We start from the raw sequence: 25,520 nt of genomic DNA on the forward strand, positions 1-25,520 counted from the left end.
TCCTCGTTCGATGGAGCCGCTTGATCGGCTCGACACGGAGCATAAGGAGATGATCGCTCACCTTGCAAGCTCGATTAGGTTGTGAACTCGATCAGGTTGGTAGGTGGTCAGGTGGGGAACCCGGGGATGTGCCTGTAGCGCTACGGCTTGCCGATACCGTGGGGGCATGACCCTGCCCTTGGACGAGGACTCCCGGCCGCCGTATCTCCAGGCCGCCGAGGCCCTGCGGGACGCGATCCTGAATGGCGAGTTCCGCCCGGGTGAGCGCCTGCCCTCGGCCAACGTGCTGCGTGACCGGTTCGGGGTATCCAGCTCCACCGTCCAGAACGCCCTGCGTGTGCTCAAGCAGGAAGGCTTGGTCTACTCCCAGCTCGGCCGGGGCAGCTACGTCAGCACCTCTATCGGCGGGAGCGTCGAAGGGGCCGATGGTGATCACGAGGACGCCGACACCGAAGGGCCGGACTGGCCGGTCGACGTCATCCGCAACGAAGACGCCCGACCGCCGTACGCCCAGGTCGCCGACATCCTCCGCCGGGAAATCGTGGAAGGCACCTACCCTCCGGGCTCCCAACTCCCTCCCGCCCGCGAGATTCAAGAGCGGTTCAAAGTCGCCAACTCCACCGCGCAGAACGCCTATCGAAGCCTCAAGCAGGCGGGTCTGGTGTACGCGGTTAAGGGGCGCGGTGTTTTCGTGCGCCAGGAACCGGAGCCGGGCAAGTACCACGGGCCCATCACGAACTACCTGCTGCGCGATGAGATCGCCCGCGAAGCGCGCGCAGCCGCCACCGAGTTCACCGACCTCAGCGACCAAGAGTTGCTGGCGCGAGAGGCGGAGCTGGACCAGCGATGGGACGTGCTTCGGGAAGAGCATCAGCGGCTCTTCAACGAGCGCCGCAAGGTCAAGCGGGAGAAGAGCCGACGCGGCCTGTTCCTGCCACCCCTCCATGACGACGACGCCGAACCGGATGTATCGCCGAGCGAGAAGCTGAAGACCGCACTGGCCGAATCGAAGAAGCGCCGGCAGCAGCGGCCCTGACCATCGGCCGGGCAGCCTGACCAGCGGGTGAGCTGTTCAGAGTTTCTTTACTTGATCAAGGGCGTCCCGCTGACGCGGGCCGCCGCGCGTCGGCGGTCGGTGACCGCCGCCCGCTCCTGTCTGCCGCCCCGCTGGCGACGGCCGCCGACCACTCGGCGCGCAGAGCCCGGAGCGTAGGCCGGACTACCAATCAGAAGCCCCCCGGTCCGACCGCTCACCAGCAGGCCGGCCGGGCACCCGAGAGGCCGCCCGGCGGGTTCGCGCCGTCCCGGACGCCCATGTTTGCTGCCTGGCCAGGGGCCGTGACGATGGAGATAACTGGGCTGATGCCGGTGCGGGGTTGAGCGAGACACACGTGGCGGGTGATCGGTCGGCACGCCCGCCGTCGTGGCTGACTTTCTGTGGCTGAGGCCCCGACCCCATGGTCATGAGCACAGCACGCACATATGGGCCCGTCTCTGTCGGGGCTGACGAGTGCGGGGAGCCTCGATTGGCCGCGCCCGGCAGGGCGGGAGTCGGGTGGGTCAGCGCGGTGTGGCGCCTGGGCGAGAGGGGCAGGTCACGTCTGGCGCCAGGTCCGCCAGGGGCGGGTGATGATCTCCCGGTAGGTGTGGTGGGACGGGTTCTGGCCGCAGTGCCGCAGCACCCAGTCCTGCGGTTCGGCGAAGTCCTCGCTTGTAGGGGACGTCTCGCCGTCCACGGCGCACTGCATCGCGTACAGGACCTGCTCCGCGTCCGGCTCGCGGTCGGGCTGGAGCGTCCAGGTCTCGTAGCGCAGGACCGAACGAGGGGTCCCCGTCACCGTCCCCACCTCCGGTTGGCCACGGCCACCTTCGCGCTCAACTCCTCTGTCGGAGTCGGCGGACGTACGTCCTCGGGCGGCACGTCCCACTCCCGGCCACCGCGCGGTGGCCGAAGCTGCACGTACGGTCCCACATGCCCCATCACCACGCCCACCTTGCCGCTCCGCCGGTCGACCACCAGGGCGCCGGCATCGGGCGAGACGGTGTGCCCATTGGCATCAGGGGTGGGGGCCGTCATCGTGACCACCCCGGCGAGGCGGCGCGCGACCGGGCGTCCAGTCGCAGGGCGGGAACACATGAGGTGGCGCTCTTTCGCACGGTGACGCTCCTCGGCGGCGTTGATGCGTGCCCCTGGGCCTGTTGGTGCCGCAGGGTCGGCACCGATCCTCACGCCGGTCACCGGGACGAAGGAACCTCCACCAAACCCCACTTCGGGACGTCCTGCACCGTGTAGAACGTCCCTAGCGCCGTCCTGAGAAGAAGGGGGAGACTCGTGCCGAACGAGAGACTACGAGCCGTCATGGCGGCGGGAGGCTGGACGTACGCCGCACTCGCCCAGCAGGTCGAGGTCGACGCCAAGTCGGTCGAACGCTGGGTGAACCTCGGGCGCATCCCACGTCGTGCCTCCGCCCTCCAGGCGGCCAAGGCCCTGGGAGAAGACGTGCACGCACTCTGGCCGGCGCTCCGCCAGGCCCGCCCCGCCCGCGCCATCAGCCCTGAGTTGGTGGCGCTCTACGAGCAGCGGGCCGATATCCCCGTCTCGACGTTCACCGACTTGATGGCCCAGGCGCGGGAACGGATCGACATCCTGGTCTACGCGGCCGTCTTCCTCCACGAGGCGTACCCGCGGCTGAACGAACTCCTCACCGAACGCGCCGCCGAAGGCCGCACCGTCCGCATCGCGATCGGGGACGCCGACAGCGACAACGTCCAAGCCCGCGGCCAGGAGGAGCGGTTCGGCCACGGCATCGAATCCCGCTGCCGCCTCGCTCTCATGCACTACAGGCCGCTCGCAGGCACCCCCGGCATCGAAGTCCGCACCCACGAAACCACGCTCTACAACTCCCTCTACCGCGCCGACGATCAGCTACTCGTCAACGCCCACGTCTGGGGCGTCAACGCGTACGCCGCCCCCGTGTGGCACCTACGCCGACACGAGACGGGCGGCTTGTTCGACACCTACGCCGAGAGCTTCGACGCTGTATGGGCGACGGCAACCCCCGTACGAGAGGAAGGCTGACCGTGGCCCGCACCGAGTACTACGACGACCCGAACGCGCCCAAGCCGAACAGCATAGTCGTCGCCGCATCCGCCGTCGTCACCGACGATCACGGGCGCATCCTCCTCCAGCGCCGCCGCGACAACGACCTATGGGCCCTGCCCGGAGGCGGTATGGACCTCACCGACTCCCTGCCAGGCACGGCCGTCCGCGAGGTCAAGGAAGAGACCGGCCTTGACGTAGAGATCACCGGCCTGGTCGGCACCTACACCGACCCGAAACACATCATCGCCTACACCGACGGCGAGGTCCGCCGCCAGTTCAACGTCTGCTTCACCGCCCGCATCACCGGCGGCCGGCTGGAGATCTCTGACGAGTCCACCGAACTCCGGTTCTTGCCGCCAGAAGAGATCGAGCAGTTGCCGATGCACCACACCCAACGACTCAGGCTCCAGCACTTCCTGGAACAACGTGAAAGGCCCTACCTGGGCTGAACCGGCTGACGGCAGTAGCGACGGCAACACCCACGGATTTCGCCGTACAACCACGGACACCAGCGGAACCCGAAACCTGCGCTGACCAGCGAAGGAGCAGGTGAAAGGGTGCCGCGCAGCACACGTACTATGTGCTGGCGGGCGAGACACCGGTCCTCGTTCACAACAGCGACTGTCGGACCGCATCGAAATACGAAGACATCACAGAACCCAAGGCTCGCATGAAGAACGTGCGGACCGACGTCGGCCCCACGGAATTCGGAGAGAACCTTGAGGCCAACGGATGGACCCGCCTCGAAAGGGGGCCAAACATTGAATATCAGAAGGATGGGGCACGCTACTTCCTGCGGAGCAAGGCCAAGACTGTCGACGGATGGACAGCGGACTACTACAGACCGGGAGCCAAGAAGGCCAACATCAAGATCAGGCTGGGGGATGAATGATGCCGGGCGAGGGTTCACTCATGCCAGACCGTGACGAGTATCCTGCCATCCGCTCCCGTACTGCGATGACCTTCGATCTTGACGCCAGGTTTCCTCACCAGGTTTTCAGGGAGGGCACTGGAGACTCGTTGTTCTGTGAGTTCGACGTGGCTCTTGCTCCGGAAATCTGGCCAGCGCTTTGCACGATGGCCCGATGGCACGGAGACGACCGTGTCGAACTGCTAGTTCTCGAGCCTGACGGAGACGATTTTTATGTCCACGAGGGACTCGGGCGTCCGGCGGTTTCTCTGTCCGTCGAGGCCAGTGAAGACGAACACTGGGCTGCCATCGGCTTCGAGCCGGGTGGCGACGCTTTGGGGTCGATCGCGATCTCAGCGAATGTGATCGCGATAACCGGACCATCCGCGAAATGGGGATGTTGGGGTGAACGGGATCCCGAGGTGGCCGTATTCCAGGGGTTCCCGGACGAGGCCGCGCGCAGTGAATGGTGCGCGCGATTTGGCCCCTTCCTGGACGTGTCAGGTACGTTGGAGTCGTACCTTCCGATAGCGTTCGGCGGGCGTCCTGTTCCGGATATGTACGCCGCAGCCCTGACCGCTAACTATGGACTGACCGGCAGGCGGCCGTAATGTCGCGGGGCGGCTCGCCGGAGTCGATCCAGCCAAGGTGCTGAGCCCCGTACAGCAGTACAAGTGAGCAAGTGTGAAGCCCCGTCAGGTGAATCCTGGCGGGGCTTTCGCGATAGGTGACGGCAACGTCAGCGGACAGTGGCCCTACACAGCGGCAGGGCGTCACCGTCGTCGCGAGTCGACTCGTCATTGGCAGGGCCGTCAAGATTGCCTGCCTTGTACGCGCACCGCATGTCCGCGATCAGGAGAATTTCCATGTCTGTAGCGCTGTACCTTCGTCGGTTCAAGGCTGATGACCTTCCCACGAGCGCCGAAGCAGCTATCGAGGCGTTGCCCGACGCGTGTCCCCCCGACCGGCGCCGCGCAGAGGAGGAATCCAGAGTACTGATGAACCTGGGGGAACAGTGGAACCTCGTATTGGCCGCACTTGCCGGCGCGGACGACAGCCCAGATACACTCGGATACCAGGCCGTACTCGGCGGCGATCTGCTGGGCGAAACCGGCACGGAGATCGTGACGTACCTCAGCGTGGAAGGGGTGCAGCGGACTGCGGCCTCTATGAGCTCCGCCGAGGGCGGCGGCCAGGCATGGGTGGCGAGACATCTGGACGCAGTGGTGGAAGCCTTCGGCGCGGACGTGGACGCTGATTTCCAGCGGTGGCTGGCAACCCGGGTGGACGACCTGGTGGAGTTTTACACGGCCGCAGCGGCAGCGGGAGACGTAGTGGCGAAAATGGTGTGCTCGTGAGCCGCTTCGTGGGCTACGCCAGACAACATCACCATGGAGTGGAGCAGACCCCCGGCGCACCATGCTGACGTTCCCGTTACTGGAGGCTGCGCTTCGTTTCCTCTTCTTCGCGATCTTCGCGTATTGTCGTTTTAGGTGCCCACCCACCCTGAGGCGAGTGCAGCCGCTGATACGGCGGGCATTCGAAGCGGCCTGACACACGCGCAAGGGCGGCTGGTGCACCGGCTCACGGTGCACCAGCCGCCCTTCGCCGTCTGCGATCCGCCGGCCCCGGGCCGGTTCTCGACCTCACTCCTCGGGCCCGGCGAGGACGAAGTCGTCCTGGGTCAGCTCCGCGCGCAGCCGCCGTTCGGCGATGTCCGCGTAGTGGGTGGAGAGTTCGACGCCGAGGAAGTTGCGTCCTTCGCGCAGGGCGGCGACGCCGGTCGAGCCGCTGCCGGTGAAGGGGTCGAGGACCGTGCCGCCTTCGGGGCAGACCTTGACGAGCTGCCGCATGATCTCGACGGGTTTCTGGGTGATGTGGACGCGGTCCTTGCGGGGCTGTGAGGCGATGTAGTGGCCGGGGAGGTAGAGGTCGCGGGTGTTGTCCAGGGTGCCCTTGACACCCCAGGTGACGAACTCGGTGTCCTGTTTGGGTCCGCCCTTGCGGGGGCGGCTCGCGGGCTTGATCCACGAGATCGTCCCGCTCCACGTCCATCCCGCCATCTGGAGGGCGTCGGTGGTGGTGGGCTCCTGGCGCCAGTCGGAGAAGACCATGGCGACGGAGTGCTCGGTCGCCGCGCGGTACGCCTCGGTGAGCAGTTCGGTCAGCCAGGAGCGGTAGGAGCGCTGGTCGCGGTTCTCGCCGGGGAAGGTGGCGAGGTCGTGGGCGCTGTTGCTCGTGACGTACTTCGCGCGCGCGGTGCGCCCGGTGCGCTCGGAGCTGGTGCGTCCGCCGCTGTTGTACGGGGGATCGGTGATGACGGCGTGGACCGATTCGTCGGGGAGGGTCTTGAGGATGGTGAGCGCGTCGCCGCGGTGAAGCGTGTAGCCCATCGGCTCGCCCCCTTTCTGCCAGGCGGGAATGGGTCCGGCGGAGAGTAGCCGCGAACCTCGGCCGTACCTAACGCGACCGCCTCTCGACTCCCGTGCCTCGGCTGCCGTTTGGTGCGGCCGAGGTTCGTGCGTACCGTCTCGCCGCACAGCCCGCCGGAAACCGGTTCGGAGGGCGTTGACCTGCGTGTTCGGAGGCATTCGTGCGGCGCGAGAGATTACGAGGGCGGCTTGCTGCCGCGCTCGCACCCACGGCCAACAGGGGCCCAATTCCTCTCTGGCCGGGCCGCCTTGAGCGGTACGTGCCTGGCGCGGCGTCGCGGACCTTCTCGTACTGTCTCCGGCGCCGCGCCTTCTCACCACGGGAGGCATCCATGCACACATCAACACGGGTTACGACCTCGTGAAGACCACCGGAGCGGCGCTCGGTCTGCTGGCCGCCGCACCCCTGCTGCTCGCCGCGCCCGTACTGCTTGTCGCGAGTACGACGGCCGAAGCGAGCTGCACCTCAACCTCCCCCGTCGACACGGCTGCTGTGGCCGGCCAGGTCGAGCACCTCCTCGCGGGCGGCAAGGCCACCGAGGTGAACGTCGAGGGTCTTCCCGACCCGGCCGAGCAGATCCCGAACGCGGAGCGGATCGTGGCCACCGGTATCTCGCTCGGCGTCCCCGCGCGCGGCCAGGTGATCGCCCTCGCGGTCGCTCTTCAGGAGTCGGGGCTGCGCAACCTCGCGTACGGGGACCGCGATTCCGTGGGGCTCTTTCAGCAGCGTCCCTCGCAGGGGTGGGGGACGGTCGAGGAGATCCGGGACCCGGTGCACGCGGCGACGCGCTTCTACGAGGCGCTGCGGAAGGTGGACGGGTGGCAGTCGCTGTCCCTCACCCAGGCGGCGCAGGCCGTGCAGCGCTCGGCTCTCCCCGACGCCTACGCCAAGTGGGAGGGTCTCGCGCTCGCCCTGCGGACTGCGCTCGCCCACGTCCTGGAACCCGGCGGCGGCACAGGCGCTGCCTCCCTCGCCACGGGCGACGGATGCGCTGCAGATGAGGCGGCGTTCGGGCCGATTCCGGCCGGGACGGTCCCGAAGGGCTACAGCATCCCGAAGGACGCCCCGGTCGCGGTGCGGACCGCGATCCGCTGGGCTCAGGGGCAGCTCGGCACGCCGTACCAGTGGGGCGGGTCCTGCGCGGATGCGCACGGCCCGGATCCGATGGGCCGGTGCGACTGCTCCTCGCTCATGCAGCAGTCGTACGCCGCCGCCGGGGTGCGCCTCAGCCGCACGACGTACACGCAGGTCAAGGAAGGCAAGGCCGTCTCGGTCGGCCGCCTTGAGCCGGGCGACCTCCTCTTCACCGAGGGGAGCGCCGCCTCGCCGGAGCACGTCGGGATGTACATCGGCTCCGGACTGATCATCCACGCGCCGCACACCGGCGACGTCGTCCGCATCACGACCCTCGACGCCTGGCGGGGGGACGTCCTCGCCGCCCGGCGGGTCGTCTGACCAGAAGGGAATCCATTTGCCGTACCAGCCGCAGGCTCTCCTGTCGGTCAAACAGCAGGCACGCCTCCTGCGGGAGACGGCCCGCCACCTCAACCGGTGTGCCGCCCTGTTCTATCGCCTCACCTCTCGCAATACCGTGCACGGGGAAGGACTTTCGGGGATGCTGACGCACCTCTCCGAGTCGTACGCGGGGCTCGTCGACAACGCCGTCGGACCGGTCGACGTGGCGGGCGACTCGCCGGAGGCGGAGGCCGATCGCCGGTCCACGTACGCGTACGCCCATGCCGCGCTGCTGGTGAACAAGGCGCTGCTGCGGGCGGCACCGGCCCTGGAGTGCGCGGTGCGCTTCCACCTCTCCCCGGAGCCCGTTGCGCCCACCGAACAGAACGAGTACCGCAGCTCCCTGCTGTCCGTCCACGGGCAGCTCAGGGAAGCGGCGCGGGCCGTCGACGAGTTCTCCGAAGGGCTGTCCGGGCCCGAGCCCGAGTTGCTCCGGCAGATCAAGGCCAAGCGTCCCGGTGTCTTCAGCCGCATGGCGAGCAGCGCCTCCGCCAGCCGCTCCGCACGCGCCGCGCATCCCGTCGACGCCGAACGCCCGGCCGCATCGCCGCCGCCGTCCGCCACCCAGTCGTCCCAGCAGCGCTGACCGCTCCCTCTCTTCTCTCTTCTTTTCTCCCGTCCGCGCCAGGGCTGCCTTCGGCATGCCCGGAATCGGAGTGCCCGTGCACCATGTCCTCGACGTCATCCAGCTCGCCTACGACCCGGGCGTCAAACCCACCGAGGGCGGTCTGCCCGGCCTCTCCGTCCTCAAGAAGGTCGTCGGGGGCATCAACCTCTTCGCGATCATCGCCTCCGTCGGGGCACTCGCGGTCAGCGCTGCCGTCTGGGCGTGGGGGCACCACTCCGGCGGCCACCAGGCGGAGGCGACCGGAAAGAAGGGCGTGCTCGTCAGCGCCGGGGCTGCCCTGCTGCTCGGGGCGGCGAACGGGATCGTGACCTTCTTCTCCGCCTTGGGCACACAGGTGCACTGATGAAACGTTCCTTCACCCCGGCCCACAGCGCTGTAGGCGCTAGGGGCCGGCTCGCACTCGGCGCGCTCGTCCTCGTGGTCCTGCTCGCTGTCGCCGGACTCGTCGGGTATCTCACCCGCCCCGAGAGCGCACCTGCCGCTCACGTCCCGGCGGCGTCGCCCGCCCCCACAGGGCGCGATTCCTCCTCGCCCGCCCCTGCCGAGGGCTCGCCGGAGGCCGAAGCGGCCCCGCCCGCAGAGGTGTTGGATCCCCCGTCGACGTCCGATCCGCTCACTTACGCCAAGGCCGCCGCTGCCGCCCTGTGGTCGTACGACACCCGCAGCACCACGCAGGTCGAGCACCTCGCGCTGCTGGAGCGCTGGCTCACCCGTGAGAAGCAGATGGTGGATCGGGGCTCTGTCGAGGAGCAGGTGCCCTCGCCGACGCTGTGGAGCGAGATGTCTGCCTCCGGGCAGTACGCGAAGGCGACCGCGTCGGAGGCCCGGTATCCCGAGGCGTTCGCCCGTGCACTGCGCGAGGACCCGGCTCGTCTGGGCACGGCGTACGTCTACGCCGTCACCGTCACCGGCCACCAGTCGATCGCCTGGAAGGGGCACGCGAAGGCCGGCGCGGAGACCCGTACGGCCACGCTCGCCGTCCAGTGCCGGCCCCAGCGCGCGTGCGCGCTGGCCGGAGTGCTCCCGGCGGTGGCCCCGTGACCTCGAACTCAAGTCAGATGAAGGGAGGTTCGCGTGGCCGTCTGTGATCTCCCCTTGATGGACAAGGTGTGCGGCGCGATCGACTTCGCGCAGAATCCTGGCGGGACGGTGACGAACGCGGTCGGCGCCTGGATCGCGAAGAGCGTGGGGGAACTGGCCGCGTCCGCGGCTGACCTCGCGGCCCGGACCGTCGACGCCACCACCGCGATCGACCTCGACGCGCACTGGTTCCGGCAGAACTACGAGTTGATCCTGCCCATCGGCCTGGTGGTGATCGTCGCCACCTTCTGCCTCCAGCTCGTGCAGGCCGCGTTCCGGCGCGACGAGCGGGCGCTCGCCCAGGCCGTCACCGGCACCGTCACGGGTGTCCTCTTCTCCTGCTGCGCCGTCTCCTTCACGTCCGTCGCGATCACCGTGACCGACAGCCTCTCGGACAGCCTCTTCGCGACTGCGCACACCTCGATCGCGGAGGCCGTGCGCAGGCTCGTGGGCGGACCCGACCTCGGCACGATGTACAGCAACGGGTGGGTCACGCCCACGTTCGTCGCGCTCGCCTGCTCGATCGGCGCCTTCCTCTAATGGTGCGTCATGGTCGCGCGCAAGGTCGGCGTCCTCGTGATGGTGACCCTGGCCGTCTTCGCCGGAGCCGGTGGTGGCTGGGAGGCGGCAAAGCGGTGGCGACGCGGCTGGATCGAGGCGACCGCCGCCCTCGTCTTCTCCAAACTCGTGATGACCGTTGTCTTCCTCATTGGCGTCTCCGCCCTGGGCCAGACCCACGCCCGCGACGGCATCGGCGCGGTCTCCGACGCCCTGGCCGGGCTCGTCGTGATGGTCCTCGTGCTGCTGTGCCCCTACGCCTGCTACAAGTTCGTGCACTGGGCGACGGACAGCGGCGGCCACGACGACCTGCACCGCACCGCCGTCGCGGGCGTGACCGTGGCCGCGAACGCCGCGAAGACCGCGGGCCGTCTCGCGTTCCAGGCATCGACCGGTGTCCCCGCGCCGCAGGGACCGTCCTCCGTGCCCGGCACGGACTCCTCCGGCACGGCCGCCGGGATCGACCCGAGCGGCGGGAGCCGGCTGAGCAAGGAAGGCATCGACGGCGGGGCGGAGCAGTCCCCCGTCCGCTTCCGCTACGGCGAGGACCCGGACGCCGAGGGCGACGGCGGCACCCCGCTCATCCGCAGGCCCGGCATCCCCCCGCTCATCACCCGGCCGCCCGCCGACGCTCCCGCGCCGAGCCCGGCCCCGGCCCCGCCGGACCTTCGCAAGGCGAACATGCCGGCCCCGGGGCCCGGGTCCCCACCGCCCGAGGGCTCGTGACCTGAGACAGGGGGCGGGCAGCCCGTCGCGCCGCCCGCCCCCGTGCCCCTCGCTTCTTCGACCGCTGGGACCACCATGCCTGAAACCCCCTCCCCCCCGACCGTGAAGTTCCCCCACCGCTCCCGCCGAGGGGTGCTCGCCGGCCTCTCCACCGCGCAGCTCGCGCTCTCCGCACTCTCCGGGCTCCTGCTCCTGCTGGTGGTGCTGCTCGGCGGCGTCCTCACCGCGCTTGCGCTACTGCCCCTGTGGGCCGTCCTCCTCGCCCTCACGCTCGGCCGCCGCCGAGGCCGCCCACTGCCGGACTGGACACCCGTCGTGCTCCGGTACGCGCTGCGCCGCATACGCCACCAGCTCCTGTGGCTGCGCCGCCCCGGCTCCCGCCCGGTGCGCGACGGGCTGCTGCATCTGCCGGGCCGGGCCGCGAGCCTTCGCGTCGTCACGAGCGGCGACGGCCGCCTGTCCGCAGTGCACGACCCCCACGGTGCCACTCTCACCGCCGTGCTGCGCGTCTCCTCGCGCGCCTTCGCCCTCCTGGACCCGGCCACCCAGCAGGCCAACGTCGCGGGGTGGGGCCGCGCGCTCGCCGCGCTCGCCCGCACCGGCCACGTGGCGCGCGTCCAGGTCCTGGAGCGGACCGTGCCCGGCTCCGGCGACGCCCTGCGCCGGTACTGGGCCGAGCACGGGGCCCCGCACGCCCCCGGGGCCGGGGCCTTGTACGAGGAGCTGATCGCCTCGGCGGGCCCGGCGGCGGCACCGCACGAGATGTACGTCGCGCTCGCCCTCGACCTCAAGGCGACGCGACGTCTCGCCGCGCAGGCGGGCGGCGGCCTGAGCGGCGCCTTCGGCGTGCTCGCCCAGCTCACCTCGACCGCCGAGCAGGCCCTGCGCGATGCCGGGCTCACCTCTTCCGGATGGCTCACCGCCGGGCAGATCGCCGCCGTGACCCGCTCCGCGTACGACCCGGCAGCCCTTCCCGCCCTCGACTCCTGGAGCGAGGGCCCCCTGCCCGCCGCCGCGCCGACCGCCGCCGGGCCCGTCGTCCTCGTCGAGCACCGGGACCGGATCAGCACCGACTCCGCCGTCCACGCCACCTACTGGGTGGAGAACTGGCCCCGCACGGCCGTGAGCGCCGCCTTCCTCCACCCCGTCCAGTTCTCCGCCGGGGTACGCCGCTCCCTCTCCCTCATCTACACACCGCAGGGCCTGGATTCCGCGCTGCGCGACGTACGCCGCCGGAAGTCCGCGATCATCGCGGACGCCGCCGAGCGCGCCCGGCGCGGACAGGTGGAATCCGAGGCGGACAGCACCGAGTACGCCGACGTCCGCGACCGGGAACGACAGTTGATCGCCGGTCACGCCGATGTCGCGCTGACCGGGCTGATCACCGTGTCCGCCGAGAACGACAAGGACTTGCGCGCCGCCTGCGCCACGATCGAGACGGCGGCCGTCGCAGCCCAGCTCGACCTTCGCCCCCTCCTCATGCAGCAGGCCGAAGCGTTCACGAGCGCCGCGCTCCCGCTGACCCTCGCGGCATAAGCGGGCAACCCGATGCACCAGCCCGAACCGCCCCCACCCGACGGCCTGCTCCCGCTCGCCGCCACCGCCCTCGACCTGCACCGCGCCACCTGCACCGGGCCCCTCCTCGCCGGCCCGGACGACCTCGACGCTCTCCACGACCTCGGATGCGCCCTGCTACGCCTCCTCGACGTCCACGCCGAGCGCGCCACCCCGATCCAGGAAGCCGCCACACCACTACGCGAAGCACGGCTTCGCGCCTGGCAGCTGACCGACCTCCTGCACCGCGCCGCCCACGCCGCACCCGGGCCGCGCCCCGCGCCCACCCACCTGTGCCGACGCCACCACGGCGCCGTACGGCTCATCCGCCGCCGGGCCACCGCCGCCGAACTCCGCACCTGACACGAGGACTTCATGCGCCGCGCCACCGCCTCCCCCTTCTTCTCCCCCACCCAGCGGCCCGACCGCCCCGAGCGCAAGGTCCACCGCGCCCGCCTCGCCGCCGCCCGCCGCCGCGCAGCCACCGCCGGACAGAGCGACCGCGAGGAGCCCACGCCAGGGCTCGACTCCGAAATGCGGGCCACCTATCCGGCCTCCGGCAGGCCCGGCCCCGCCTCCGCGCGCGGCGGGAAGCTCCGTCTGCCCGCCCACCGGCTGACCACTGCCGTCGTCTCGGGCGCCTACCCCTTCCTCGCCGAGGGTGGCCTCGGCGCCGAGGGCCTCTACATCGGGCGCGACGTCCACGCCGACGCCGCCTTCTGCTACGACCCCTTCGCCCTATACGCCTCAGGCCGCGTCGAGGGCTTCACCAACCCCAACGGCGTCATCGCCGGGATCATCGGGACAGGCAAGTCCGCGCTCGCCAAGAGCATCGCGCTGCGCGCCATCGCCCACGGCTACAAGATCTACGTGCCCTCCGACCCCAAGGGCGAGTGGGGGCCGGTCGCCTCGGCCCTGGGCGGGCAAACGATCGCGCTCGGCCCGGGACTGAGCGGACGCCTCAACCCGCTGGACGCCCCGGCCCGGCCCGCCTCGGTATCGCCGCAGGACTGGCGCGGCGAAGTCCGCAAGCGGCGCCTTCTGCTGCTCGCAGGACTCGTCCGCACCGTCCTCGGGCGCGACCTTCGCCCCGCCGAGCACACCGCCCTCGACACGGCCCTCGACCTCGCCGTCGCCGAGGCCGAGAGCGCCGGCGCCGTCCCCCTGCTCGGCGACGTCGCCCGCATCCTCACCCACCCGGACCGCATCGACGCCGTCCTCGCCGGGTCCGCCGGACGCATCGCGACCGCCGCCGACGACCTCGGCCACGCCCTCCGCCGCCTGCTCCACGGCGACCTGAGCGGCATGTTCGACGCCCCCTCCACCGTCGCCTTCGACCCGAACGCGCCGATGCTCACCATCGACCTCTCCCGCCTCGGCGGCACCGGCGACGACCTCGGCCTCGTCCTCGCCATGACCTGCGCCAGCGCCTGGATGGAGGCCGCCCTCGCCGACCCCGAGGCCGGGCGCCGCTGGGTCATCTACGACGAAGCCTGGCGCATCATGCGCCACACCGGGCTCCTGGAACGCATGCAGGCGCAGTGGAAGCTCTCCCGCGGCCTCGGCATCGCCAACTGGATGATCATTCACCGGCTCAGCGACCTCCTCGCCGCCGGTTCGGCGGGCTCGCGCGGACGCGCCCTGGCCGAAGGACTTCTCAGCGACTGCTCCACGCGCGTCATCTACCGCCAGGAGCAGGACCAGCTCGCCGCCGCGACCACGCTCCTCGGCCTCACCGGCGTCGAGGCCCAGGCCGTCTCCGCCCTAACCCGCGGCCGGGGACTCTGGAAGGTCGCCGGCCGCAGCTTCATCACCCAGCACATCCTCCACCCCGAAGAACGCCAACTCTTCGACACCGACACACGCATGGGACCCGAAAACGCCGAGGTCACGAACCCAGCGGCCCCCTTGCTGTACCCACGCTCCCGCTGAGCACCCGGCAAGGGCCCGCACACTTCACGAGGTCCACCACATGACCGACGCAAACACCACCCCGACCGGCGCCCCCGGCTCTGAGCCCGCCGACGAGCCCGCCTGGACCCGCCATGTTCCCGCGCTGGCCGCCGCAGCCGAGGGCATCACCCGCGCCTCCGACGCATGGGACGACATCTCGGACTCCCTGTGCGACAGCGACGGCTGGCCCTTGGACGAAGAGCGCTACGCCGACGGCAAAGTCCGGCGCGACGCCGAGGCATGGACCCACGTCGAGACCTTCCTCGCCCACGGTCCCGAAGTCCTCGCAGGCGTCCGGGCGAGCGCGCTGGCGGTGGATTACCTGAACGGCCCGATCAGTCTCGACCTGAGCGTACTGCGCAGGATCGACACCACCCTCGAACGGGCCGCCGAGCTGCAGGACGAGTGGGCGGAGGCCGTCACCTACCTCAACCCCATGCCGTCCAGGTACCGAGACCTGTACGAGATCCGGGCCATCGAACTGCGCAACAGCGAAGGATGGCACTACGCCGACCTCCTGTCCGCCCAGGGAGCGGCGCTCGCGCGCGCCGGAGCCCACCTCGCAAGCCGCACCGGCCCGCCAGTGCCCTCCGTGCGTCCCCACGCCGCGCCCTCCCGACCGGCCGCGCCGACAGGCGAGACACCCGTCAGCCCACGGCCCCCATCACCTCCCCCACCGGCGCCACCGCACCGCTCCCGCTAAGGCGCCCCTCCATCGCACAGCGTTCTCGCCATCACCGAGAGGAAGACGCTTCCATGACCTCTCTCCCCGATCCCGACGTCGTCTTCGCCGAGCACCCCGAACTCGGCATCGTCGCCGCCACCGCCAGCACCCCCGACGGGCCCGACCGAGGCGACCACGCTCTCACCGCTCGCGGCTGGATTCACCACGAAGAACTGGACATCTTCACGCTGCCGGGACGACTGGACCGGGCCTCGGCCCTGACCGTCGTCTCGGGCTCCATCCGGGCCCTGCAGAACAAGGGGCGGATCGTCGCAGCCGACCCCGGCCTTGCCCAGGCCGTCTTCCACAGTCGCACCGAGGCCCGCAACGCCGCTCCGCTCGCGTCTCGCGTGGGGCCCCACGCCGCAGTCGCGGCTGTGCAGACCGCTCCCGCCCCCCGGCGCAATCCCACACCCGCAGTAGCCGAACCGAACATCAGCATCTCGTCGCCCGCGTCGCCTTCGCCCACCACCCCACCTCATCCTCGTCACCACCGGTAGGAGATCCCTTGTCCGAAGCGCCAGAGTCGTTCATGACGATCCGGCACGCCCTCACCGGCGAGATCACCACGACCAGCTACAACGCCGCCGCCCGGAGGATCCTGCTCGAGTCCGGCTTCGACGAGACGCCCGACTGCGCCTGCGAAGCGACCAAGCCCGGTACGGAGCGGACGCCCGGCCCTGCTCGGCGGCTGGCGAACTGCTCGTCGCCGACCACCCCGTGCATGTGGACCGATCCCTCGGTCATCTGGTGAGCGCCGACGCCACGGCCCGGCCGGGCCGGTCGGCGACGTCGGCACAGTCCCTGACCCGCTTCGAGACCGGCCCACCTTGCAGCACATCGCCAACTCGGGTCGTTTCCCCATCCGCTGAAGGGTTCCCGCTTTGACCACACCCGGACCGCCCACCAGTCCAGCACGCACGAGGGCTGGCGAACTACGGGCCAAGGTTGCCCGGTTGCTGGCCGACCGGCCTGCGGATGCGCTCACCATCGGTGACATGGCCAGGCAACTGGGGCACTCCCACGGTGCCGTCCGCAACGCCGCCCTCACCCTGGTGCGACGCGGCGAGGCCGATCAAGACGGAAACGGAACCGGAACCGGACAGCCCACGTTCCGCGCGAACGCGAAGACCGCCGCAGCCGGTCGAGCCGCTGTGATCAGCCCACCGGGCACCCACTCTCCCCGCGCCCAGGCGGCGACGGCCCGCACGACCATTCCCGCAGCAACCACGCCCAGGCAGACCGGCCCGATCCGTCGCGCGGGGGGCCAGCTCTACCACCCCCGGGAGCTGGCCGATCTGCCCGACGTCGAGGCGCTGAACCGCTTGCGCGACGCCGACGTGCCGGTGCTGCTCTACGGCCCTCCGGGCACCGGTAAGACGTCGTTGGTGGAGGCCGCTTTCCCGGACCTGCTCACCGTCGCCGGGGACGGCGACACCACGGTCGGCGACCTGATCGGCGAGTACACGCAGGACGACGCGGGGGCCTACGTGTTCCAGTACGGCCCGGTGGTCACCGCGATGACCGAGGGCCGCGCCCTGCTGATCGACGACGCCAGCCTGATCGCGCCGAAGGTCTTGGCGGCGCTGTATCCCGCGATGGACGGGCGCAGGCAGATCCAGGTCAAGGCGCACAAGGGCGAGACCATCAAGGCCGAGAGCGGCTTTTACGTGGTCGCGGGCCACAATCCCGGCGTCCACGGGGCAGTGCTGACGGAGGCGTTGTCGAGTCGTTTCAGCGTGCAGATCCAGGTCGGCACGGACTACGACCTCGCGCTGGCGCTGCGGATCGATGCCCGGGTCGTCCGGGTCGCCCGGCACCTCGCCCGCCAGGTCGACCTCGGCGAACTGGGCTGGGCGCCCCAACTGCGGGAGCTGCTCAGCTACCAGAAGACCGAGGCCGTCCTCGGCACCAAGGCCGCGCTCGCAAATCTGATCGGCATCGCTCCGCTGGAGGATCGCGACGCTGTCGCCGACGCCGTCACCAAGGCCGCAGGGATCAAGCACGTCAAGCCCCTCACCCTCGGCAAGCAGCTCCCCGCCTCGGCCGCCCGGCAGCCCCCGAGCGCCGGCTCCGCGAACCGGGGACACGCGCGATGAGCGCCCACCACCACGTCCAGCCCACCACCACCACGCCCGACGACGAGACCGACCTCGCACGCTGGGCCGACGACGGCGCCCCGCCCGCACAGCCCCGCTCCTCCCCGACCGCGTGGCTGCGCGTGGGAGCCGAACTCGGCGACCGCCTCGTCGACCTCGCCGGCCGCCAGGACCTCCTCGTCACCTGTCGGCCCGGCACCCGCAGCGGCGCACCCGCCGCTTACTTCCCCACGCTGGGGGAGGTCGAGTTCGACGCCCGGCTGTTCGCCCCCCTCCAGCCCCACGAGATCCATCCACGGATCGTGGGCGATGAGGCGCGGTATCCCGGCGCGTGGGGGGTGTTCGTCCACGAGGCCGCACACGCGGCCCACTCCGTCTGGACGGAACCCGCCGGAGCGAACCCCCGTGTCGTCGAGGCCGCGCTCCTGCTGGAAGAGAGCCGCGTCGAAGGCGCACACCTGGTCACGCGGCCCACCGACCGCCCGTACCTGCGCACCAGTGCCCGGACCCTCGTCATGCCCGACATCGCCCACCCCGCTTTCCAGGGCATCGATCACGCCGCCACCGTGGCGGCCCTGATCCTCGGCCGCCGCGACGTCGGCATCCTGGACGCGGGCGAGACCCGGGCCGTCGCCGACCTCTGCGAAAAGGTCCTGGGCGCAGACCTGCTGGGCACCCTCACCCGCATCTGGACCGCCGCCCACCAGTGCGCCGACCACGACGCCACGACCATGCTCGCGCACGCCCAAGACTGGTGCGACGCTCTGGACAGCGCGGCCCCCGCCCTGCCCGTGCCGGGGAACCTCAGCGATCTGCTGTCCGGCGCCGTGGAGTCCGTCATGGACAGCATGGCCGCGACCGACGCCGCCGACCTCGCGGCACAGGTCGCAGCGGACGTCGCCGTCGCCGCGCGGTCCAAGGCGCAGGCCCAGGACCGCGCCCAGCGGGCCGCCAACCAGCGGCGTAAGGCCGCTACCGCCAAGAGCGTCTTCAATCCCCATGGCACCACCGTCACCCCCGACGGCACACCGGCGCCCCGCGGCAACCCGGTCACCGGCACCCGCAAGCCCACCGCCACCGAGCAGAGTGCCGCCGCGCGCCTGAGCCGCGCCCTACGCGCCGCCGCCTACCGCGAGCGCACCGAGGAACGGACCACCAGCCCCACCCCTCCCGGCCGCCTCAACATGGGCCGTGCCCTCGCCCGCGACGCACAGCGCGCGGCCGGATCGGTCCCCACCGCGGAGCCCTTCACCCACACCCGCCGCCGTAACTCCCCCACCCCACCACTGCGCGTGGGCATCGCCGTCGATGTCTCCGGTTCGATGAGTGCTGCCTGCGCGCCCGTCGCATCCGCCGCCTGGATCGTGGCCCGCGCAGCGGCCCTGACCGACCCCGACTCCCGTACCGCCACCATCGCCTACGACATGCACCTGACCGCACTGACCCGCCCCAGCAACCGCGCGCCCGAGCGCGTGACCACGTTCAATGCCAACGGCGCCGCCCACAACCTCGGCGACGCCATCGACGCACTCGACCACGGCCTCGACCTCAGCCGCCCGGGTGCGGGCCGGCTCCTCGTGATCGTCACCGACGCCCGGTACGGCATCGACGAAACGGCGCAGGCCGTCACCCGCGTCAAGCAGCTCACGACCGCCGGCTGCGCCGTACTCCAACTCACCCTCACCTCGGAGTCCCAGCACCTCCCGGGGACTACCCTCCTCCACCTGCCCCAGCCCTCCAGCGCTCCCGCCGCCATCGCCAAGGCAGCCACAGACGCCATCCGCAAGACACGTTGAGCCGCCACACAACCACGCTGATTACGCCCAAAGGACAGAAAGCAGGAACAAACGTGGCGATCCCCACGGAATGGACAATCGAGCACGCCTGCGGCCACACGGAAGCACGAGACCTCACTACCCGGCCCGCCGATCGCCGGGCCGGCTTCGCCGAGTGGCTCGGGACACAACCCTGCACCACCTGCTGGAAAACCGCGCGCGCCGCCGAACGTTCAAAGGAACGCGCGGCCGAAGAGAAGGCCATCGAGGAGTGGGCGAAACTTCACCAGATGCCCGTTCTCCATGGCACGGAACGAATGGTCCCGTGGGCTACCCGTTGCCGCCACCAGCTCCTCTCCGACGCGTACACCGCCCTCGTGATGGAGAGAGACACGACGGAGGCCGAGTGGGAGACCGTCGAGGAAGCCGCACGAAGCGTGGACTGCGCGGGCTGGTGGCTCGACCAGCGCAAGGCTGACCCCTCCGACCTTCCGGAGCTGCTGGAAGCGGCAACGTGCGCACCCTGAATCCGGCTCTCGAACGGCCCACCCAGGAAGACACACAGCGGTCCGCAACCAGCTTTTTATGAAGCGCCGACTATTCGGGATTCGGCTCCGGCATAGCGGGTTCCCCGAATATTCGGGTGGGTGTCCTGCGCCCGACCCGCTCCCACCAGAGTCCTGCTACATCCATGAACTGGACAGTGAGTCGGATATCGGCAGCACCGGCAGGGGCGATTCCCTCATCTGTTCCGATTTCCCAGCCCTCCTGACCGTATACGGGGCCCCAGGACTGTTCGATAAGCGTCAGTTGCCGTTCCCCGCCAGCAGGCACATCGTAAAAGACCCGTTCGTCTTCGTCCGACCACCGCACAGCAGCACCGCGCTCGCGTCCACCATACGTTGCGTCTACCCGAATGATTCTCAGTTCGAGCAGGGGATCGGAACTATGATTCCTCACAATCCCGCGATTTCCGCTGACACTCGATATAACCAAACGCGCCTGCGCCGCCGCTCTGTCGTCGCTGTCCTTTCGGCGTGCTCGCACCTCGAAAACGCCAAGCCCAAGGGCGACCAACGTGGCACCAGCAGTCGCGACCGCGCTCGCCGCATCCCAAAACTCGCTCACTACTTCCTACACCCCCATCTTCACGGCCGCCGAAATATGTGGTACCGCCGCCGTACAGACCAGCTGTTGGGGCGTCTACCAGACTTCCTCGGCATGGCCAAACCGCGCTTTACACAGATCCTCTCCCCAGCGCGGCTTCAGGCATAGGGCCTTCGTGGTGCCGCGGTGGGAGTTCATGTTGTCGATCACGATCACTCAACAGCCGACCGGAGCCGTTGTCGCCCTCGGCGGCGACGGCCTGGCCCATCAGCTGCTGGAGCGCGCGGGGTTCAGGCGCCACGCGGACTGGCACGGCCTTCGGCACCGGCTGGCGGCCCAGATGGAGCCGTCCCTCCGGGACTCGACCACCGCTCACGCCGTGGACATGCTTACTGCGGCCCGCTACGAGGTCCGGTTCTCTCCCGGCCTCGGTGAGCGTCTCCACCCGCTCGGGGACCGCATCCGGGACCTGTCGGATGCCGTACGGGGCGCCGAAGGGGGCGTCGCCCTCGGCGATCACCTCCGCCAGCTCCTCGACCCCGAACACGGTGCGCTGGTGCGCGTGCAGGAGGCGGTGCAGGCGGCGGCCGAGCAGGTGAAGGATCTTGCCCCCGAGGCGTACGAGTTGCCGGATCGCCTTGAGGGTGCGGCCGATCTCCTCTGGTCCGTCTCGGAGGACCTCAAGAGCGTGCCTGCCGAAACCGCCTCCCTCGCCCCGGCCCGGGACGTGGCAGTCCGTGCTTCGCAGGTGCAGAACAGCGGACGTGGTGCAGGCGAACCCGCTCTTCCCCCGATCCCGCCTCCTGCGGCTGGACGAGGCGGATGTGTGCGGTGACCGTCGCTCTCACCTCCCTTTCCCGTCCGAGGCTGTACGCGGTGCGGGGGTCGGACGCCCTGGCGAGTGCGCTCATCACCTACGCGATCCCGCTGCTGGTCCTGCTCACGACGGGCTCGCCCGCGCTCACCGGGCTCGTCTTCGCCGTGGAGTGGACGCCCCGGATCGGGGCCTTCGGAATTGCAGGCGGCCTCGCGGACCGGTACGGCCCCGCGCGGATTCTTCGCTGGGGGAACCTGGTGCGGGCCGGTTGCTTGTGCGCCGCTGCGGCCGTCCTCCTCGGTGTGCACGAAGACCGAGGCCGTACGGCGACGGTGCTCGTCCTCGGCGCGCTCAGCGGATTACTCGCGGAGATCGGGTTCGTGGCCTCGGAAGCGCTCGGCGCGGAGGCGGCGCGCCACGCGTCCGTCCCACACCGGGTGCAGGCGGGCCTCACCGGGATCGACATGGGGGCAGGTCTGGCGGGGCCCGCTCTCGGTGGACTGCTCCTCCTCGCGGGACCGGTGCCCCTGCTCCTGAGCGTCACCGCTCTTGCACTCGCGACGAGCTGCCTCACGCCGAAGCAGACGGGAGCATTGACCGCGCCTCATCGCGCCGGAGGCGGGTTGCGAAACGGCTGGCGGACCTTGTGCTCGATACCCGCTTTGCTGTGGCTCGTCGGGGGCCTGGCGGCCTCGAATGCCGCGACCGGGCTCGTGCAGGCCGCCGCGCCGATCGTGGTCGTCGAGCGCTTCGACGGGTCGGCCGCGCACCTCGGTCTCGTGTGGACGCTGGCGGCCCTCGGCTCGCTCGGCGTCGTCTGGGCTGCTCAGAGGCTCATCACCCGCTGGGGGATCTGGCCTGTGGGAGCTGCCTCGGCCGGGCTCTGCACCACCGGGTGCTTCGCCGTCGCCGTGGCCCCGGACTTCGCGTCCTACGCGGGGGCGGTGGCGGTGATGATGGCCGCCGAGGGCGGCCTGACGGTGGTGCTCCGGACCCTTCGCGCTCGGCTCATCCCGGCCTCGGGTTTCGCGTCGACCCTCTCCGCGTCGATCATCTGCGTCCTCGTGCCCCTCCCCGTGGCCGGCCTCGTCGTCGGAGCGGTCCCGTCCTCCCACCTGGGGACCGTGGTGACCGTCTGCTCTCTCGTCCAGGGCCTCGTGCTCGGGGGCGCGCTGTGGCAACTACGTACGAACGACGCCCGTACCACCGCCGCGCTCTGAAATACCCACACCCAAAAGGAACTTGGAGTATCACCATGCCCTTCTCTTCCTCCGCTCTGCCCGTCCTCGTGATCGTGGGCGGGACGGATGAGACATACCGTGGCTACTGCTGGGAGTCGGCCGCCGCCGAGCATGAACTCGTCGTCATCGACGCCGCGCCTCCTGCCGGGTTGGTCGGCGACCTCGTCGTCGACCACGAGATCGCCGACCCGCGCGATGCCGACGCCGTGGTCGCCGCCGGTCTGGCCATCGCCGCACGTCATGAGATCGGTGGTGTGCTGACGTGGGACGAATACGCTCTCGTCCCCGCCGCCACCCTCACCGAACGCCTCGGGCTGCGCGGCAACTCCGTCGAGGCGATGCTCGCCTGCCGGGACAAGGGAACCACCCGCCGCCTGCTCGCCGAGGCCGGAGTGCCCTCGGCCCGGTCGATACGTGTCCAGTCGGCGCACGAGGCGGCCCAGGCCGCCGCCACCATCGGCTACCCCGTCGTCTTGAAGCCGGCCTCCCACGCCGCAAGCATCGGCGTGATCAAGGCCGCCCGGTCCGAAGCGCTCGCCGAGGCATGGGAGTTCGCGAATGCGGGCGCCGGGGAGCAGGGCCCCGAAGGGCACGGCGTTCTCGTCGAGGAGTACCTGGACGGGCCGGAGATCTCCGTGGAGTGCATGACCTTCGCGGGCGAGACCGTGGCTCTCGCCGTCACTCGCAAGGAGGTCGCCTTCGCGCCCTTCTTCGAAGAGGTCGGCCATACCGTGGAGCGCGACGACCCGCTGCTTCCCCTCGTCTCCCCCGTCGCCCGGCAGGCCCTCGCGGCGCTCGGCGTGACGGACGGGATCTCGCACGTCGAGATGCGCGTCACGAAGAACGGGCCGCGCATCATCGAGGTGAACGCACGTATCGGCGGCGACTGGATCGGACGCCTGGTGTGCCGGGCGACCGGCCTTGACCTCCCGGGCATTGCCGCCTCCGTGGCGGCGGACATGACGCCTGACCTCATGCCGACCCGCCACGGTGCGGCGGCCGTACGCCTCCTCTACCCCAAGACCTCCGGCACCCTCACCGAGCGGCGTCTCAACGCCCTTCGTCCCACGGGCAGCGGTGCGGGACGCCTTGGCGAGTGGGGCTGGCTGCGCGACGCCGGAGACCGGGTCGCGCTCCCCCCGAACGGTTCCCTCGACGAGGCGCGCATCGGCTACCTCATCACCTCGGGGCCCACTCTCACCGACGCCGTCACCGCACGGGACGCGGCAGAAGCCGCGCTCGTGCTCCACGTCGAACCCGAGCCCGCGCAGTAGAAGAGCCGGTCCCGCGCGGGCGCCGATCCGGGCCCACCCTCAACCCTCGTACCGCTATGGGACCTGTGATGTGCGGACCGCAGCAGGCAGCACGCCCCCGTCGCCAGCCCACCTGGAGAAACGTTTGCGCACCACTCGCCCGCCCACCTCCGCCACCGGCACCGACGCGGCTCTTGTCGCGCTGCTCGGCGCCGTCGGCGCCGGCCTCACATACGGCACCTTCGCCTACCTCGTGGGGAACGCCGTCAACCTCGCGCTCGGACAGCGCGGTTGGTCGCCCTTCGCCCCCGTGGAGGCCGCGCTCCACCCTGCCGCCCTCTGGCCACGCGTGCCTCCGCTCGCGCTCCTGGTCGGCGCCCGGATCGTGCCCGCCGTTCTCACCGCCGCTCTCGCCGGGCTCGCCGCCCTCCTCTGGGCGCGCTTCACCTCCGGTCGCCGCCAGGGGATGGCCACGCGCAAGGACGTGGCCGCCCTCACGGGCAAGGCGATCGCACAGCGGGCCATCTCGCTCCGCCCGAGCCTGAAGGACCGGAGCTGGAAAAGAGGTACCCGCTGCGGACCGGGGTGTCCGTCTCGGAGTCCTGGGCCGCACCGAACTGCGGGCGAGCTGGGAGGACGTGATCGTCGCGATCATGGCGCCACGCTCCGGCAAGACGACGGGCTTGGCGATCCCCGCGATTCTGGATGCCCCCGGGCCGGTGGTCCTCACCTCGAACAAGGCGGGCGGCGATGCCTTCACCACGACGTTCGACGCGCGCGCTGCGGTGGGGACCGTGTGGACGCTCGATCCCCAGCAGATCGCGCACTACCCCCGGCGGATGTGGTGGGACATCCTCGATTCCGCTCATGACCTGGCGGGCGCGAAGCGCTTGGCAGGGCACTTCGTGGCCGCGTCGGTGGACGAGAACAACAGCAACGACTTCTGGTCGACCGCCGCGAGCAACACCTTGGCGGCGCTCTTCCTCGCCGGCGCCTCCGCCGGACGGCCTGTGACCGATGTCCTCGCCTGGCTCGCCTCGCCCTCGGACCGCACCCCCGTCGACCTGCTGGCCGACGCCGGCCACCACGCCGTGGCCGCTCAGCTCCAGGGGACCGTCTCCGGTGCCGTCGAGACCCGGGACGGGATCTACGAGACGTCCCGCCAGTACGCGAGCTGCCTCCTCGAACCGGAGATCGCCGCGTGGGTGACCCGCTCGGCAAAACTGCCCGAGTTCCGACCGTTCGACTTCGCCCAGTCCCGGGACACCCTCTTCCTGCTCTCCAAGGACGGGGGCGGGAGCGCGGCGGCGATCATCGCCGCCGCCGCCGACTCGGTGATGCGCGCGGCCGTCGCCGTCGCCGAGCGCAGCGGAGGCAGGCTCGACCCGCCCGCCCTGTGCGTACTCGACGAAGCCGCGAACGTCTGCCGCATCAGCGATCTCCCCGATCTCTACTCGCACTTGGGCAGCCGAGGCGTACTCCCCATCACGATCTTGCAGAGCTACAAGCAGGGGAAACGCGTGTGGGGCGACAACGGTATGGACGCCCTCTGGTCGGCCGCGACGATCAAGCTGGTCGGCTCCGGCATCGACGACATCGACTTCGCGGACCAGCTCTCGCGGGCCATCGGCGAGCACGAAGTGCAGACGACCTCCGTCTCGCGCTCCGAGAGCGGCACGTCGACCTCGGTGAGCATGCGCACCGAGCGCATCCTCCCCCCGGACCAGATCCGCGCCCTCCCCAAAGGCAAGGCGCTGGTTCTGGCCACCGGTACGCGCATCGCGCTCATCGATCTCAAGCCCTGGTACGCGGAGCCCTCGGCCAAGACCCTCGGGCCCGCCTCGGACGCCGCCACCGCATCCATCACTGACCGGGCCCTCGCCAAGCTCACCCAGGACGACTTCGGAGCGTGCTCATGACCACACCACCCCCGACCTGGCCGGCCCCGCCGAAGTGGCACGCCCGCATGACGGCGATCACCGCCCCGCGGTGCCTCACCCGGCACACCACAAGCCCCGCGTGCGTGGTCATCGCGGAGACCCCC

Annotated in this window: 25 protein-coding genes and 2 pseudogenes; 24 read left to right on the plus strand and 3 right to left on the minus strand. The window is 70.5% G+C overall.

The genetic code is table 11. The annotated features are described in order from the left end of the window. Window positions 1-166: 166 nt before the first annotated feature. Window positions 167-1,036, plus strand: coding sequence for a winged helix-turn-helix domain-containing protein (locus SSBG_RS31020; protein ID WP_078491283.1), 870 nt, complete (start codon window positions 167-169; stop codon window positions 1,034-1,036). Between the two features lie 559 nt (window positions 1,037-1,595). Here SSBG_RS31020 and SSBG_RS12345 read toward each other — a convergent pair. Together SSBG_RS12345 and SSBG_RS34570 are read right to left on the minus strand one after the other, a co-directional pair. Next, window positions 1,596-1,847 (minus strand): hypothetical protein, encoded by a 252-nt coding sequence (locus SSBG_RS12345; protein WP_037869599.1) that lies wholly within the window; start codon window positions 1,845-1,847, stop codon window positions 1,596-1,598. Further along, window positions 1,835-2,086: a hypothetical protein gene (locus SSBG_RS34570; protein ID WP_037871385.1), complete on the minus strand. Its 252-nt coding sequence runs from the start codon at window positions 2,084-2,086 to the stop codon at window positions 1,835-1,837. The genes SSBG_RS12345 and SSBG_RS34570 overlap by 13 nt, the downstream gene beginning before the upstream one ends. A 273-nt stretch (window positions 2,087-2,359) precedes the next feature. On the opposite strand from SSBG_RS34570, the gene SSBG_RS12355 reads away from it, so the two are divergent. The 5 genes from SSBG_RS12355 (at window position 2,360) to SSBG_RS12365 (ending at window position 5,371) form a co-directional block, all read left to right on the plus strand. Further along, the gene (locus SSBG_RS12355) at window positions 2,360-3,079 is read left to right on the plus strand and encodes a hypothetical protein (protein WP_008746469.1); all 720 of its coding nucleotides are present in this window, start codon (window positions 2,360-2,362) and stop codon (window positions 3,077-3,079) included. A gap of 2 nt (window positions 3,080-3,081) precedes the next feature. Next, window positions 3,082-3,552 carry an NUDIX domain-containing protein gene (locus SSBG_RS12360; RefSeq protein WP_008746470.1) on the plus strand — a complete coding sequence of 157 codons (471 nt, stop codon included), beginning with the start codon at window positions 3,082-3,084 and terminating at the stop codon, window positions 3,550-3,552. Window positions 3,553-3,683: 131 nt separating this feature from the next. Further along, window positions 3,684-3,995, plus strand: a complete 312-nt coding sequence (locus tag SSBG_RS33190; protein ID WP_158677770.1) for a hypothetical protein — start codon at window positions 3,684-3,686, stop codon at window positions 3,993-3,995. 65 nt (window positions 3,996-4,060) lie between these two features. After that, a complete protein-coding gene (locus SSBG_RS31030) occupies window positions 4,061-4,624 on the plus strand; it encodes a hypothetical protein (RefSeq protein ID WP_234010503.1) in 564 nt (187 codons plus the stop codon). 231 nt (window positions 4,625-4,855) lie between these two features. Then, window positions 4,856-5,371: a DUF1877 family protein gene (locus tag SSBG_RS12365; protein WP_158677771.1), complete on the plus strand. Its 516-nt coding sequence runs from the start codon at window positions 4,856-4,858 to the stop codon at window positions 5,369-5,371. 288 nt (window positions 5,372-5,659) lie between these two features. Here the strand turns inward: SSBG_RS12365 and SSBG_RS12370 are convergent, their stop codons facing one another. Beyond that, complete coding sequence (locus SSBG_RS12370) at window positions 5,660-6,406, minus strand: DNA-methyltransferase (protein WP_008746474.1); 747 nt, start codon at window positions 6,404-6,406, stop codon at window positions 5,660-5,662. Between the two features lie 400 nt (window positions 6,407-6,806). Between SSBG_RS12370 and SSBG_RS12375 the strand changes: the two genes are divergently transcribed. The 18 genes and pseudogenes from SSBG_RS12375 (at window position 6,807) to SSBG_RS12460 (ending at window position 25,395) form a co-directional block, all read left to right on the plus strand. Continuing rightward, window positions 6,807-7,901 (plus strand): C40 family peptidase, encoded by a 1,095-nt coding sequence (locus SSBG_RS12375; RefSeq protein ID WP_008746475.1) that lies wholly within the window; start codon window positions 6,807-6,809, stop codon window positions 7,899-7,901. Between the two features lie 16 nt (window positions 7,902-7,917). After that, window positions 7,918-8,547, plus strand: coding sequence for a hypothetical protein (locus SSBG_RS12380; RefSeq protein ID WP_008746476.1), 630 nt, complete (start codon window positions 7,918-7,920; stop codon window positions 8,545-8,547). Window positions 8,548-8,602: 55 nt separating this feature from the next. Next, window positions 8,603-8,932, plus strand: a complete 330-nt coding sequence (locus SSBG_RS12385; protein WP_050776761.1) for a DUF6112 family protein — start codon at window positions 8,603-8,605, stop codon at window positions 8,930-8,932. Next, window positions 8,932-9,630, plus strand: a complete 699-nt coding sequence (locus tag SSBG_RS12390) for a hypothetical protein (protein ID WP_008746478.1) — start codon at window positions 8,932-8,934, stop codon at window positions 9,628-9,630. The genes SSBG_RS12385 and SSBG_RS12390 overlap by 1 nt, the downstream gene beginning before the upstream one ends. Window positions 9,631-9,663: 33 nt before the next feature. Beyond that, a pseudogene (locus SSBG_RS12395) lies at window positions 9,664-10,953 on the plus strand (SCO6881 family protein). 75 nt (window positions 10,954-11,028) lie between these two features. Next, window positions 11,029-12,489: an SCO6880 family protein gene (locus SSBG_RS12400; protein ID WP_008746479.1), complete on the plus strand. Its 1,461-nt coding sequence runs from the start codon at window positions 11,029-11,031 to the stop codon at window positions 12,487-12,489. Window positions 12,490-12,501: 12 nt separating this feature from the next. Next, window positions 12,502-12,870 carry a DUF6238 family protein gene (locus SSBG_RS12405; RefSeq protein WP_008746480.1) on the plus strand — a complete coding sequence of 123 codons (369 nt, stop codon included), beginning with the start codon at window positions 12,502-12,504 and terminating at the stop codon, window positions 12,868-12,870. A 12-nt stretch (window positions 12,871-12,882) separates the two neighbouring features. Beyond that, window positions 12,883-14,439, plus strand: a complete 1,557-nt coding sequence (locus SSBG_RS12410; protein WP_008746481.1) for an ATP-binding protein — start codon at window positions 12,883-12,885, stop codon at window positions 14,437-14,439. A 40-nt stretch (window positions 14,440-14,479) separates the two neighbouring features. After that, entirely contained in the window at window positions 14,480-15,163 is a 684-nt protein-coding gene (locus SSBG_RS12415) for a hypothetical protein (RefSeq protein WP_008746482.1), read from the plus strand. A 53-nt stretch (window positions 15,164-15,216) separates the two neighbouring features. After that, window positions 15,217-15,684, plus strand: coding sequence for a hypothetical protein (locus SSBG_RS12420; protein WP_008746483.1), 468 nt, complete (start codon window positions 15,217-15,219; stop codon window positions 15,682-15,684). Window positions 15,685-15,716: 32 nt separating this feature from the next. Next, complete coding sequence (locus SSBG_RS12425) at window positions 15,717-15,938, plus strand: hypothetical protein (protein ID WP_037869602.1); 222 nt, start codon at window positions 15,717-15,719, stop codon at window positions 15,936-15,938. A gap of 244 nt (window positions 15,939-16,182) precedes the next feature. Next, complete coding sequence (locus tag SSBG_RS12430; RefSeq protein ID WP_008746485.1) at window positions 16,183-17,283, plus strand: AAA family ATPase; 1,101 nt, start codon at window positions 16,183-16,185, stop codon at window positions 17,281-17,283. After that, entirely contained in the window at window positions 17,280-19,079 is a 1,800-nt protein-coding gene (locus SSBG_RS12435) for a hypothetical protein (protein ID WP_008746486.1), read from the plus strand. Before SSBG_RS12430 ends, SSBG_RS12435 begins: the two co-directional genes overlap by 4 nt. 53 nt (window positions 19,080-19,132) lie before the next feature. After that, on the plus strand, window positions 19,133-19,585 hold the full coding sequence (locus tag SSBG_RS12440) for a hypothetical protein (RefSeq protein WP_037869606.1): 453 nt from the start codon (window positions 19,133-19,135) through the stop codon (window positions 19,583-19,585). 776 nt (window positions 19,586-20,361) lie between these two features. Further along, entirely contained in the window at window positions 20,362-21,000 is a 639-nt protein-coding gene (locus SSBG_RS12445; RefSeq protein ID WP_008746488.1) for a hypothetical protein, read from the plus strand. Next, window positions 20,988-22,202 carry an MFS transporter gene (locus tag SSBG_RS12450; RefSeq protein ID WP_008746489.1) on the plus strand — a complete coding sequence of 405 codons (1,215 nt, stop codon included), beginning with the start codon at window positions 20,988-20,990 and terminating at the stop codon, window positions 22,200-22,202. Before SSBG_RS12445 ends, SSBG_RS12450 begins: the two co-directional genes overlap by 13 nt. Window positions 22,203-22,237: 35 nt before the next feature. Continuing rightward, window positions 22,238-23,497, plus strand: a complete 1,260-nt coding sequence (locus tag SSBG_RS12455; protein WP_037869610.1) for an ATP-grasp domain-containing protein — start codon at window positions 22,238-22,240, stop codon at window positions 23,495-23,497. 124 nt (window positions 23,498-23,621) lie between these two features. After that, window positions 23,622-25,395: pseudogene (locus SSBG_RS12460) on the plus strand (type IV secretory system conjugative DNA transfer family protein). Window positions 25,396-25,520: the final 125 nt, after the last annotated feature.

Origin of the sequence: Streptomyces sp. SPB074 (assembly GCF_000154905.1) — a bacterium.
Lineage (GTDB): Bacteria > Actinomycetota > Actinomycetes > Streptomycetales > Streptomycetaceae > Streptomyces.